This window comes from Bacillus cereus group sp. N14 (assembly GCF_016483555.1).
Lineage (GTDB): Bacteria > Bacillota > Bacilli > Bacillales > Bacillaceae_G > Bacillus_A > Bacillus_A wiedmannii.
Genome location: NZ_JAEHBQ010000034.1, coordinates 14244 through 27536 on the forward strand (window position 1 = coordinate 14244; position 13293 = coordinate 27536).

Genomic DNA, 13293 nt, shown 5'->3' on the forward strand with positions numbered 1-13293 from the left:
CGAGGTGTTTAAGCTACTAAGTTTACGCCATATGACACACTCACACGTCAACAGGCTGCACTTATGTTAGAACGAACTCTAGAATATCTAGGTGTAGAAAAAGAGTCAAATATAGGGTCCTACCACATCGCCATCAAGCTAAGAAAAGCAAATACCCCAAAACAAAAAAATGTACATTTTTTTGTTTTGGGGCCTTATAAAATTCTTAAATTGATGGCCATACCCTCCAAGGTGCCATTTATTTCACTTATACTTTGCTAAAAATTCTGTTATACGACGATATACATATATTTCATTTTCTTTTTTTGAAAATCCATGTCCTTCATCGTCTAGTACTAGGTATTCTACATCTACTTCTTTTTCTTGCAGCGCTCGAAAAATTTGATCCGATTCTGTCTTTACAACTCGTGGATCATTTGCCCCCTGAATTATAAGGAGTGGTTTATTCATTTGATTTAAATATGTAATTGGTGAATCATTTATAAGCTTATCTTTATCATTCTTAATATCACCTATTAAATTAACTGCAAGCGGTTTCCAATTTTCAGGCATAGATTCGATAAAACTAAATAAATTGCTAGGCCCAAAAATATCAATGGCTGCACGGAAATACTCTGAATGACGCCCATAGAGCAATAAGGCCATATACCCTCCATAACTACCACCCATAACAAATAATTTATCAGGAGTTGATATACCCTGTTCAAATAACCATTCTATTCCTGCTACACAATCTAAGCGTGGGGCTTCTCCCCAATCACCTTCAATCATTTTTGTAAATGTTGAACCATATCTTGTACTTCCTCTAAAGTTTGGTGCAAAAATATTATATCCCTGCCTTAATAAATATTGAAATAATGCCCCGAAATCTTTCGTCTCAGCACTTTGTGGACCACCATGAGGCCAGAATATTGTATATCCGTTTTGCACTTCTCCTTTCGCCCGGAATAATAATGCTTCTATGTTTAATCCATCAAAGGAGGCATATGTTATAACATCCGGTTCAACAAAAGAAGATTCAGATAAACCAATAACATAGTTTTTTGTTAATGCTGACCATTCTGTATCTCCATTTTTCTTGTAATAGATGTTTGCTGTTTTCGTCGCACTTTCACCTAATAGATATAAATTTTCAGATTTGGTAATTTCTATTTGACGTATCGTATCTACCGGAGAATTTAATAGAATTAATTCCTTTGTATCCCATACAAATTTATATAACCTATCTGTAACACCTTTCGACGAAACAATGTAGCCATTTTTTGTTTCAGTATGCCATTTTATATCGGATATATCTTCCTTCTCTATTTTACAGATTGGTTTGAATTCCTGTTTATTTAAATCAAAAGAAGCTACATAAGAAAACTCTTCTTCATAATTCGTAACAAAAATCACTGTATTTTCATCAATATAACAAATGGACTCTATGGTATGTTCTTTCTCACTGGAAGGTACTATACAAATGAGTTCTTCTCCCTTTTTCACATATCCTACATTATATGTATTACTATATGACTTTAAAACAATGTAACTTGATTCATTCGGACTCACTGCCCCCACATATGTAGGTGTCTCCACACCAGTTAACAGAAGCGTATCTTCTTTTGTACGTATATTATAACAACGTGAGTTGAAGAACCTTGGGTTATCTTTACTTGTGACATAGTATAATCGTTCCCCATCCTCTGTTAAATGCACATAATAATCCTTTTCTGTCTCTCCTGCTGGAATCAATTCAAGCAATCCGCCACCCTCTGGTTTTAATGCATAAATATGATAATTTTCATCGCCATCTTTATCAAATCCAGCTAAAATAAATCTATTTAAAGAATCCACTTTAATAAAATTACTTGCTTGATTACAATATGTTAACGGATACGGGGATAAGTTTGGTAAATCCATCGCCCATAAATTAGAATGCCCATTTAAGTTTGTACTAAAAATTAACCTTCCTTCATCTTCACTGACTGTAAACTTACCCATACTATATGATCTAAAAAATTGTTCGGCATCTTCTCTAGGAAATTGAATCATCTTTCTTCCTCCATTCTATTTAATATCTAAAAATTCAGAACACCACATATATAAAGATTCTATATTTCCCTACTTATCCCTTTTTTGTTTTATTTAGATTTACTTCTACCTTCTAATTCCCTTATTAACATTACAAGTAGAGAGGTGAAAATTTCGTTCTGGAGGTACTTTAAAATCTTAGCTTGATGGACATAGGGTAGCACCACATCGCTATCAACCTAAGCTTCTTAATTACCCCCATAATGAAAATTCTATATCTTTGCCAATTGTATTTCTCTACACCTGGAGGACAAGTTTTATTATCATTATGACAAGTTAACTTGTCGTAATGATAATAAAACTGTACAATAAATATATAATTAATAAGGGGTGGTTACAAATCATGCAAAAAGAAGAGATATTAAGAAAATACAAAAAAATGGGGAGAGATGAACGTAAAGAACTTATAGAATTAGATTCATCTAGTTACGGTTTAATAGCTGTACTTGTTTTAGTCCTATTTTTTGGTTCTTGGAAATTGATGCATGGTATTAAAAGTTACGAATTAATTTCAATTTTTTCTGGTTATATAGCTAGTACAAGTTTTTATAAGTTTAAAAAGTTGAAAGAACAAAAATTTCTTATTGCAAGCATTTTAGCAATAATGAGTACAATTGCAAGTGCCATAGTTTTCTTTCTGGAGGGATGATAATTGAAAGATGAATTAGTACTGCAAAATCGTTTGAAAGTAGCAAGAGCTGAGAAAAAAATATCACAGGGAGAATTAGCTGAAATGGTAGGAGTATCTAGGCAAACAATTAGTTCTATTGAAACAGGACAATTTTGTCCAACTGCAAAGTTAGCATTAGTACTCTGTATAGCGCTAGATAAAAAATTTGAAGAATTATTTTATTTTATTTTTGATTAATTGGTGGAGATCAAAACAAATCTCTTTCAATCTAGTTTTTTATTATCCATAAAACAAAAAATACGCTATCCTTGCTGTATCATCATAGGAAAGGGTGGCGTTTTTATATGTCTATTTCTGTATCTGATGAATTACAACTATTTGCTCAAGAAATTCAAAACCTCTTATCTCAAGATTTCTTAAGAAATCTTGCTAGAGATGTTGGCTTTGTACAACGAACCAGTAAGTACCAAGCAAAAGATTTAGTAGCTCTATGTGTATGGATGAGTCAAAATGTTGCTAAAACCTCTTTAACTCAGTTATGTAGCTGTTTAGAAGTATCAACAGAGGTTCTCATCAGTCCTGAAGGACTGAATCAACGATTTAATGCCACAGCCGTGCGATTTCTACACCAAGTGTTAGCTGAACTTCTCAGCCAAAAGTTATCTTCAACCAAGCTGCTCTCTTCTCCTTACACTTCTAATTTCAAGCGTATTCGTATCCTAGATTCAACTGCATTTCAACTTCCCGATGTATTTTCATCTGTTTATCCAGGTGCAGGAGGGTGCAGTCATACAGCGGGGGTGAAGATTCAGCTTGAGTATGACCTATTAAGTGGACAGTTCCTACATATTCATACAGGTCCAGGTAAACAACATGATCGAACCTATGGTTCTCTGTGTGTCCCAACTGTGACAGCGAATGACTTATGTATCCGTGATTTAGGTTATTTTCACTTGAAAGATCTTCAGCATATACAAAATGAAAAGGCTTACTATATCTCTCGTATTAAATCAAATACACGTATTTATCAAAAAAATCCCAGCCCTAATTATTTTCAAGATGGAAGAATCAAGAAAGGTACAGAGTATATCCAGATAGATATGGAGGTTTTAATGAACTCACTTCAACCGGGACAAACATGCGAAATACCTGACGCTTATGTAGGAATGATTGATAAAGTACCAACTCGTGTGATTGTTCATCGGCTAACAAAAGAACAACAACAAAAACGATTACAAGATCAAACTGTGAGAGAAAAAAAGAAAGGAATGAAGTATTCTTCTCGTAGTAAACGACTCAGTGGTATCAATGTATATATGACAAACACGCCGACAGATATTGTCCCGATGGGACAAGTACATGATTGGTACTCTTTGCGTTGGCAAATTGAAATTTTATTTAAAACGTGGAAATCATTCTTTCAAATTCATCAGTGTAAAAAGATAAAATCAGAAAGATGGGAGTGCCATTTGTATGGACAATTGATTGCCATTCTACTCTGTTCTTCTATCATGTTTCAAATGCGACAATTACTTCTTATAAAAAAGAAACGAGAACTGAGTGAGTATAAGGCCATATATATGATTAAAGATTATTTTCTACTTCTTTTCCAAGCTATACAGAAAGACACCCAAGAGCTATCAAAGATTCTACTTCGCCTGTTCAATCTCCTACATCAAAACGGGCGAAAATCTCACAGATATGAGAAGAAAACAGTCTTCGATATTTTAGGTGTCGTTTACAATTGTACCATGTCTGATAATCAAGCGGCTTAATTCAAAAAATGAAACCCGTTAGGGTTTATTTCGTATGCGAATCTTTCAATCACCTACACTTTCCCTTTAGAAAAAAGAAATAACCTCTACTATAATTGACGTTGTATAAGCTTAGCTTGATAGCGATGGGGTCCTACCACATCGCTATCAAGCTAAAATTTTATAGTACCCCCAGAACGAAATTTTGTACTAAATTGTAACAAAATTTCGTTCTGGGGTATTTGCATTTCTTAGCTTGATGGAGATGTGAAAAGGTATAGTTTTCGTACTTTCATATACAATCATGTCACTTAAGTAATGTGAGCGTCGCTGCTATTACATTGTCGACAAATGAACGTTGGGGGCGAGATTTCATCATAACCGTTAGACCGATTAACGCTACAATCAGTGCCTGTGCCAAAGACTTTGCATCCGTGTTGACTTCCAGCTCACCTGATTCGATTCCTCGTTCGATCGTCTCCTGAAAAATGACAGCGAGGTACATTTGATGTTCTCTGGTCAAAATTTCAAATCTCTCATCATGAGGTGCTAATTCAACCATTGTATTGATACAAAAACAACCTTTACTAAGATCCCCCGCATATTCTTCATTGACGACATCGGCAAAGAAAATAGAAAATGACTCTTTTACAGAGGAGTGACTTTGAAGCCTATTTCGTATATCAGATGCCCGAGACATTGTATATCTACGAAGTGCGGCTTCAAACAATTCTTTCTTATCTCCAAAAGCCGAATAAATACTAGGGCGTTGAATGCCCATTCTAGAAGTAAGATCACTTAATGAGGTAGCCTCATATCCCTTCTCCCAAAATAACTGCATTGCTGCATCTAAAACTTGATCCTCATCAAATTCACGAGTTCTTGCCATTAAGAATTCTCCTTCTCAAACTTTGATTTTATTAATTGTTTTAGGATAGGTGTGTAGGTAATTACAATTATTTTTCATTACCAAACAGTATGTAATTATTATATAATTAGCCATTATTTATGTCAAATCAAGCTCCATTCATTTAATGTAACATAAACTTTAGTGCAAAAATCGTTGACATCAAGAATGAGACTAAGTTATATTTACCAGTAATCATATTGTACTGAACGGTATGTTATGATTGAAGATCTAATGTGATTGGAGGTTAAGGTATGTTTAAAACAGAGACAGATATAGAAGATGATCCACTCTACACTAAGATAAGTCATAAATCTTCCATAACAAAACCTAATTTGAATCAACAGCCATCCATGTCTCACGCTTTGGCATTATTGTTTGCGACTGCCTGTGGAATGTCTGTTGCCAATATTTACTTTGCACAGCCGTTGCTTGATCAACTATCTAATGAGTTTAGTATTAACCATTCCATTATTGGTGTTGTTATTACCGTTACACAAATTTTTTATGGAGTGGGCTTACTGCTACTCGTACCGCTTGGAGATTTGCTAAACCAGCGATGTCTAATTGTCGGTCAGATGCTATTATCTACAACAGCTCTGGTTATAGTTGGTACTGCTTCCTCCAGCATGGTACTTTTCGCAGGTATGGCTTTGGTGGGTCTGCTTGCAGTTGTGACACAGACTCTCGTGGCGTTTGCAGCGACCATCGCTTCCCCTACAGAAAGAGGACGTGTCGTTGGAATTGTAACAAGTGGGATAGTTATTGGCATACTTCTCGCACGCACTTTTGCTGGTATATTAACAGATGTTGCGGGATGGCGTTCTGTATATCTATTTTCTGCTGCGCTCATGCTTTTGATGGTTTTTATGTTTATAAAGATGTTGCCCAATGTTAAGCGCGAGGTAAAATCGCTATCCTACCCTGAGTTGATTAGATCGGTGCTTACTTTATTTATTCAAGAACGAACATTACGTGTTCGCTCCGTTCTAGCCATGCTGATTTTTGCTGATTTCAGCATTTTGTGGACTTCACTAGTACTGCCACTTAGTACACCGCCAATTGCTCTATCTCATAGTGCAATTGGCGCATTCGGTCTTGTAGGTGTGGCTGGAGCCTTAGCTGCGGCACGGGCAGGGAAATGGGCTGATCAAGGTTACGGACAACGAACGACAGGTATTGCTTTAGCTCTATTATTGATTTCATGGTTGTTCATCAGTTATATAGAGCAGTCATTAATCGCATTAGTGATAGGGATAGTTCTACTTGATTTGGCCGTACAGGCAATACATGTCACGAATCAAACCATGATCCTTCCATTGCATACAGAAGCACGGAGTCGACTTACTGCTGGATATATGGTGTTTTATTCTATCGGCAGTGCTGGTGGTTCAATTGCTTCGACTCAAATATACGCACACTTTGGCTGGGGAGGGGTTTCCTTACTCGGAGCCTCTGTCAGTGCTTTCGCTCTTCTTTTTTGGGCTATGACCAGACGAGTTAAGATTTCATGAAATAAACGTGTGTTAGCCAATATGAGAAACACGTTACTACTATAAAGGAAATGATTAATTTTTTTGACTTAAAATCTAATTGGACTAGGAGAGATGACAAATGGAAATAGGGATTACGTCTTTTGTAGAAACGAAACCAGATGTACATAGTGGTGAAGTGATAAGTCACGCACAGCGATTGCGTGAAGTTGTTGAAGAAATCGTTCTTGCTGATCAAGTAGGACTTGATGTGTTTGGTGTTGGTGAGCACCATAGGAAGGATTATGCAGCATCCTCTCCAGCGATGGTTCTATCAGCGGCGGCACCACAAACGAAAAAGATACGGCTTGCGAGTGCAGTAACCGTGCTTTCTTCAGCTGATCCTGTGCGTGTTTTTCAGGATTTCTCTACACTGGATGGCATTTCAAATGGACGTGCAGAGATTATGGCGGGGCGTGGTTCCTTTATCGAATCTTTTCCACTGTTTGGTTATGAATTGAAGGACTATGATGAACTGTTTGAAGAACATTTGGACCTACTGCTCAAAATACGTCAGTCCGAAAAAGTGACTTGGGAAGGCAGACATCGACCGGCAATCAATAATTTAGGTGTGTATCCAAGACCTGTTCAACAACCTTTACCGATATGGGTTGGTAGCGGTGGGAATCAGGAATCTGCTATCCGTGCCGGCTTTCTGGGATTACCACTTATGCTGGCGATTATTGGTGGTAGCCCAATGCACTTTGCACGAATTGTACAACTATATAAGAAAGCGGCGGCTCACGCTGGTCATGATGTATCAAAACTTCAGGTGGGGTCTCATTCGATTGGATTTGTTGGAGAGAATACGGAATTGGCAGCAAATACATTTTTCCCTTCCACTCAGGCAGGCATGAATAAACTTGGTAAAGAGCGGGGTTGGCCTTATTATGATCGTTCCAGCTTTGATGCTGCACGAAGTTTTGAAGGGGCATTGTATGTTGGTGATCCAGATACAGTCGCCGAAAAAATCATCCATCTTCGTAAGCATGTAGGGATTACACGCTTTATGATGTATGTACCATTAAGTACCATGCCACATGATCAAGTCATGCGTGCCATAGAATTGCTTGGAACAGAAGTTGCCCCTCGTGTAAGAGAGGAAATTGCCAAATGGGAAGCTGAAGGAGAACAGGAGACACATCTATTCCGTTAATTATTCCATAAGGATTGCATCAAGTCTCATTATTTAACTGGAGGAATTTATATGAAAATTGACAGTCGAGTATTACCAGAATTAAAACAGGCTTTCTCACAATTTCCAGGCTTTCAATTAGAGGGGGATTTAGAGGCGAGTCGAAGTCTCTTGTCGAATCCACATTTGGAAAAATCAGAGCTTGTACACATGACCAAGCGAATGATTCCTGGCGCTGCTGGCGAGATGTTAGTTAAAATTTACGAACCCGTTGAGAACAATCTTGATAAACTTCCAGCTATGCTGTGGATTCACGGTGGTGGATACGTAATGGGCCACCCTGATATGGACGATGTTTTGTGTGAACGCTTTGTTCAGACTGCTGAATGCGTTGTTGTGTCTGTCGATTATCGACTTGCGCCCGAACATCCTTATCCAGCGGCTATTGAAGATTGTTATGCAGGATTGGTTTGGATGACAAATGAGGCAGACTCGCTTGGAATTGATGTGAATCGAGTTGCGATCGCCGGTGCAAGTGGAGGCGGTGGACTAACAGCAGCGCTTGCGTTAATGGCTCGTGATAAAGGAGGTCCATCTATTATTTTTCAGATGCCGCTGTATCCGATGCTTGATAGCCACAACATAACACCATCAAGCTATGAGATTATAGAAGACAACGCAACATGGAATAGATCAAACAATTTAACGGCTTGGAATATGTACTTGGGAAAGAAGAACGATACTAACGAACCATCTCCCTATGCCGTACCTTCGAGAGCAGACAACTTAGTAGGACTACCGCCAACTTATACATGTGTAGGTCAACTCGATTTATTCCGAGATGAAATCATTGATTATGTAACACGACTTGCACAAGCAGGAGTAGATGTTGAATTTCATCTCTATCCCGGCTGCTTCCATTGCTTTGAAGTACTTGTGCCTGAAGCCGAAGTGAGTCAGCGTGCCAGTCAGAATTATTTTGATGCGATGGCACGGGCGCTTCATCCATAACTTATCTTAGTTCAGTCATCGGGGTGTTCAACTGAAGGCATGAGTGATAGCTCTAAATTTATTCAATGAAGAATTATTGAAACATATTTCTCCATTTATATTTAAAAAAAGAAAATAAAAAGGAGAACAGCTGCGTAGACTGCTCTCCTAAGGAGCGGAAGTGCTGAACATTTTCAATGACAATTATTCAAGCATTCCGTTAATAGTATGTGCATATATTTGCAGTTCATACAAGAAGGTAGCTAAAAAATAGCTACCTTGCCTCAGGGGAAATTCAAGAAAATTAGAGATTCATTATGGATACAGATTGGCTGTTACCAATCTATTCGTATTATCGGAAAGGATTCTATAAATTATTCATAAGTTAAAATCTTACTTCATTATAGGGTCAGTGGCTGGCAAAATAAAAAGAGCACTTTTGTAAAGTGCTCTTTTTAAGATGTGCATTAGGAATTGAAAGAGGCACCATTGACAATTTAAAAGGAGATATTTCTATACAAACATATGGAGGTGCAATGGAAAGGAGACGATAAAAAGAAAAAGAGCAGTTAGAATAAACTAACTGCTCAGCTCCAGGAGAATTGAAGACTTGGTTATTTATAGTTTTGACGGAACTTCGGGGTATTATTCAATAGTAGATGTAAAGAAAACATTATTAGAAAAGATCAAAAGGTATACGTACCTTTTGAAGTGTTAGAATACTCCTGAAGAAATAAATAATTCTAATTATAAAGGCAGTTAATATTAATTCGTTTTTGGCATAGGTTTTGATCATTATAAATCCAATTTTTCTAGTTTTGGGACGTTTCATTTACAGAAGATAGATAATAACATAATTTTCTCAATAAGGAATTTACTATTTTTAATATATTTTTTTGACAATTAATGGTATATCTGTATTAAGGGGACCTTTTCGGTTGATTAGGGAGAAAGATTATAAAAATGATATGGGAGGAACAAAAAATGTCATTGAAAAAGAAATTAGGTGTTGGAGTGGTTTCAGCCGCTCTGGGTTTATCTTTAATTGGTGGGGGAACATATGCATATTTTAGCAATCAAGTGGTGACAAATAATTCATTTGCTGCAGGTACATTGGATTTAGCTATGCAGCCAACTACTTCACTTAACTTAGAAAATTTAAAACCTGGGGACAAAATATTAAAGAAATTCAATTTAAAAAATAGTGGTACATTAGATATTAAAGATATCATGATGAAAATAGACTATACTGTAAACGATTTAAAGCAAAATAACACTACAGAAGATTTAGGTAAACATATTAAAGTACAATTTCTTTGGGATTGGGATCCTGCAAAAAGCCCTGTATACGAGACAACTCTTGCAGAACTAAAATCACAAAGCCCAGAGATTGCCTCCAAAAAAGTATTTCATTCTAAGTGGACTGAAACAGGAGGATTAAAACCTGGGAAAATGGATTGGTTTTGGATAAAGTTTATATTTGAAGACAACGGAACAGATCAAAACGTGTTCCAAGGGGATAGTATTACGCTAAAAATGGAGTTCCAAGCCAATCAAAAAGATGGACAAGAAAGATAAATGTAAGAGCATAATACTGGTAAAAAGTAAAACTGAGCTTATGCCTTTTAATAATTTAAAAGAATGATTACTACATATCTATACCAAAAGCCATTGATATCAGCATTTGCACATGATATTAATGGCTTTTGTAAGTTTAACATTTTGAATGTTTTGTAAAACTAACATTTAATTTATAAATAGAAGAAAAAAATAGCCAAAAGTCGTAGAGCGTTTAAGAGAGTAAATAACGACTCTCTTTTTTTTGCTTTTGTATTTTTATAGGTATCCATATACATTGAATAAGGAAATCCCCACGCTGCAATCAAGCTAAGAAAAGCATAAATCCTCAAATAGTAAAAGTAATGCTTTGAAAAAAACTATGTACTAGAACTGGTACTCTGTCGGTAAGTCATGAAAGAGGTACTTATATTATTTGTATTGTAAATTATCTTGAATTTTTTGTTCCATATTTACTAGTGATGTTTTTAGGGAATTACTAAGCTTTTTAACAAATTTAAGAACAAGAAGCCAGTTTTTAATAATAGAATTCTAAAAGCGTTAGGGTAGAAATTTATTGTTTTTGTTAAAAAAGAATTGACTTCCACTATAGTTGTAACTAATATGGTTACGTAAGGTTGTAATTGAATTGGTTACAACTAATATCTGCTTAAAACAAAAATATGATTTATATATTTAATTAAGGATGATGGTCCACACGTTGCCCCCCGGTGTAGAAAGTTACTAATGCATTCAAATTAATGCATAATCCCAACTTTAGTATTTTCTGATACGGGGCAATAATGTGCAACGTAATCTTTTGTTAAAAACCTTGGTTAATCTTTCTTTGGAAATATTAGTTTTTGGGGAATATAGTAAGGTATCCCAAAAAGAACAAGGTATAAAAAGATGTACTTATATAAACCAAAAAGTTAGCTGAGCTAGATAATAAAAATAAAGGTAGGAGATTTAAATGGAGACAAAACAAGATAACCTTATTTACGTATGGGACGCATATTGCGGATGGTGCTATGGCTTTTCAGAAAGTATTAAAGGATTTTACAAAAACCACACTGAAGTGCCGATAACAGTTTTATGTGGAGGATTATTTTTAGATGATTTACCAATAAAAAATTTCTCATATATAGAAGAGGGGAATAAAAGAATTAATCAACTTACAGGTGCAGAATTTGGTCCTTCATATCAAAAATTGGTGGAAGAAGGGACTTTTAAAATGAATTCGAAAGATGCTGCAATTGGCTTTTCAGCTTTACGCTCATCAGCACCAGACCGTTTGTTAGAATTCACTTCGGCTATGCAAAAAGCGTTTTATTATGAGGGCCAAAGTCTGAGTGATCCTGAAACATATCGTAAGATTGCAATCGAGCATGGTTTGGACCCTGAACAAGTACTAGAACGTTTAAACGCTCAAGAAACAATAATAGATGTCCAAAACGATTTCAATAAAGTGCGACAGCTTGGTGTTAATAGTTATCCTTCATTACTTTTACAAAAGGATAATCAAATAATTCCTATTGGTGGCGGGGTAATGACGCCGGATAAAATCGAAGCACGTTTTAAAAATTTATATTAAAAAATTTTAAGTTAAAGTATATAGCATTTAACGTTTTAAAAAAGGCTAGAAGTGGATGGACTTAAACCTTTTTATAACAGTCATAGTTTCAACTTATTTTTAAAAAGAGTCCAATTTTAATTTTTCTATTGACTATAGTAGCAAACATGTTAGCTTACGCCAACCGACATTCATCTCTCGCCTATTTGCTGGTGCTATCACACTTTCAGGTAAATTGAAGAGGGAGCTTCTGTCGGAACAAGATAAAAATATGTTAACTAGTAAATAACTTTAACAAAAGGAGAATAACATTCTATGTTTAAAACAATCGATACAAATCAAAAAGATGTGAAATTGACGGTGTTTAGTTCGGACGAAAAAAGTTTTATGGTCACTGCAACCTTAGTTGAGAAAGCGGGACATGCATTTTTAATAAACTCAAAATTTACTCAATCTGATTCGAAAGAAATTGTTGAGTATCTGAAAAAAAACGACTTATCTTTAGATAAAATCTTTATTATTCATGGGGATCCTGATTACTACTTTGGATTAGAAAGTATTAAGGCTGCTTACCCAGAAGCTATAGCGTATGCTACAGAGTCTACTGTTGAACATATTGTTCATTCTGTCTTAGGTAAATTAAAAGTTTGGAAAGGTGCCCTAGGAGAAAACGCACCAAGCAACGTAGTATTACCTCAAGTGTTTAAAGAAAAAACGATTGATTTTCAGGGGTTAACATTTGAACTAGTAGGCTTAGATCATTACAGAACTAGCTTATTTAATAAAGAGCTAAAAGTATTAATTGGTGGTATTGATGTATTTAATGAAATACATGTATTCTTAGCGGATACTAGCTCAAAAGCAGCAATGGAGGCATGGATTGAGAACTTGAAAGTGTTACAGGCTTTAAATGCTGACGTAATTGTACCGAGCCATGGATCAATTGAAAAATCATTAGATAATCAAGCGATTACTGCAACTATGGATTATTTAAGAACTGCAATTCAAGCTTCTGAGGAAAGTAAAACTTCAAAAGATTTTGTAGCAAAACTTGATGCAGCATATCCAGGCTATGCAAATAAAGGTGTATTAGAATTAAGTGCAAAAGTTGTAACAAAAGAAATGCCATGGGGTTAATGCT

11 protein-coding genes are annotated in these 13293 nt (G+C 35.8%); 9 read left to right on the forward strand and 2 right to left on the reverse strand.

Annotated features, from left to right (window positions below):
• Positions 1–243: 243 nt before the first annotated feature.
• The gene (locus JDS82_RS27485) at positions 244–2034 is read right to left on the reverse strand and encodes a S9 family peptidase (protein WP_199714249.1); all 1791 of its coding nucleotides are present in this window, start codon (positions 2032–2034) and stop codon (positions 244–246) included.
• A gap of 382 nt (positions 2035–2416) precedes the next feature.
• Between JDS82_RS27485 and JDS82_RS27490 the strand changes: the two genes are divergently transcribed.
• From JDS82_RS27490 to JDS82_RS27500, 3 genes are all read left to right on the forward strand, one after another.
• Entirely contained in the window at positions 2417–2722 is a 306-nt protein-coding gene (locus tag JDS82_RS27490) for a DUF6442 family protein (RefSeq protein ID WP_060489046.1), read from the forward strand.
• A 3-nt stretch (positions 2723–2725) separates the two neighbouring features.
• Positions 2726–2941 (forward strand): helix-turn-helix transcriptional regulator, encoded by a 216-nt coding sequence (locus tag JDS82_RS27495; protein WP_199714250.1) that lies wholly within the window; start codon positions 2726–2728, stop codon positions 2939–2941.
• Between the two features lie 107 nt (positions 2942–3048).
• Positions 3049–4479, forward strand: a complete 1431-nt coding sequence (locus tag JDS82_RS27500; protein ID WP_199714251.1) for an IS4 family transposase — start codon at positions 3049–3051, stop codon at positions 4477–4479.
• 286 nt (positions 4480–4765) lie between these two features.
• Here JDS82_RS27500 and JDS82_RS27505 read toward each other — a convergent pair whose 3' ends face one another.
• Positions 4766–5347, reverse strand: coding sequence for a TetR/AcrR family transcriptional regulator (locus tag JDS82_RS27505; protein ID WP_064470988.1), 582 nt, complete (start codon positions 5345–5347; stop codon positions 4766–4768).
• A gap of 272 nt (positions 5348–5619) precedes the next feature.
• On the opposite strand from JDS82_RS27505, the gene JDS82_RS27510 reads away from it, so the two are divergent.
• The 6 genes from JDS82_RS27510 (at position 5620) to JDS82_RS27535 (ending at position 13289) form a co-directional block, all read left to right on the forward strand.
• The gene (locus tag JDS82_RS27510; RefSeq protein WP_064470987.1) at positions 5620–6879 is read left to right on the forward strand and encodes an MFS transporter; all 1260 of its coding nucleotides are present in this window, start codon (positions 5620–5622) and stop codon (positions 6877–6879) included.
• Positions 6880–6979: 100 nt separating this feature from the next.
• A complete protein-coding gene (locus JDS82_RS27515) occupies positions 6980–8053 on the forward strand; it encodes an LLM class flavin-dependent oxidoreductase (protein ID WP_199714252.1) in 1074 nt (357 codons plus the stop codon).
• A gap of 51 nt (positions 8054–8104) precedes the next feature.
• Entirely contained in the window at positions 8105–9043 is a 939-nt protein-coding gene (locus tag JDS82_RS27520) for an alpha/beta hydrolase (protein ID WP_064472547.1), read from the forward strand.
• Between the two features lie 963 nt (positions 9044–10006).
• A complete protein-coding gene (locus JDS82_RS27525) occupies positions 10007–10600 on the forward strand; it encodes a TasA family protein (protein ID WP_199714253.1) in 594 nt (197 codons plus the stop codon).
• Positions 10601–11552: 952 nt separating this feature from the next.
• The gene (locus JDS82_RS27530; protein ID WP_199714254.1) at positions 11553–12173 is read left to right on the forward strand and encodes a DsbA family protein; all 621 of its coding nucleotides are present in this window, start codon (positions 11553–11555) and stop codon (positions 12171–12173) included.
• Between the two features lie 294 nt (positions 12174–12467).
• Positions 12468–13289, forward strand: coding sequence for an MBL fold metallo-hydrolase (locus JDS82_RS27535; RefSeq protein WP_064472550.1), 822 nt, complete (start codon positions 12468–12470; stop codon positions 13287–13289).
• The last annotated feature ends 4 nt before the right edge of the window (positions 13290–13293 follow it).

Bases quoted from the DNA above. Each gene is read 5' to 3' on its own strand.
- JDS82_RS27485 (WP_199714249.1), bottom strand. From the start codon at position 2,034: ATGATTCAATTTCCTAGAGAAGATGCCGAACAATTTTTTAGATCATAT.
- JDS82_RS27490 (WP_060489046.1), top strand. From the start codon at position 2,417: ATGCAAAAAGAAGAGATATTAAGAAAATACAAAAAAATGGGGAGAGAT.
- JDS82_RS27500 (WP_199714251.1), top strand. From the start codon at position 3,049: ATGTCTATTTCTGTATCTGATGAATTACAACTATTTGCTCAAGAAATT.
- JDS82_RS27505 (WP_064470988.1), bottom strand. From the start codon at position 5,347: ATGGCAAGAACTCGTGAATTTGATGAGGATCAAGTTTTAGATGCAGCA.
- JDS82_RS27510 (WP_064470987.1), top strand. From the start codon at position 5,620: ATGTTTAAAACAGAGACAGATATAGAAGATGATCCACTCTACACTAAG.
- JDS82_RS27515 (WP_199714252.1), top strand. From the start codon at position 6,980: ATGGAAATAGGGATTACGTCTTTTGTAGAAACGAAACCAGATGTACAT.
- JDS82_RS27520 (WP_064472547.1), top strand. From the start codon at position 8,105: ATGAAAATTGACAGTCGAGTATTACCAGAATTAAAACAGGCTTTCTCA.
- JDS82_RS27525 (WP_199714253.1), top strand. From the start codon at position 10,007: ATGTCATTGAAAAAGAAATTAGGTGTTGGAGTGGTTTCAGCCGCTCTG.
- JDS82_RS27530 (WP_199714254.1), top strand. From the start codon at position 11,553: ATGGAGACAAAACAAGATAACCTTATTTACGTATGGGACGCATATTGC.
- JDS82_RS27535 (WP_064472550.1), top strand. From the start codon at position 12,468: ATGTTTAAAACAATCGATACAAATCAAAAAGATGTGAAATTGACGGTG.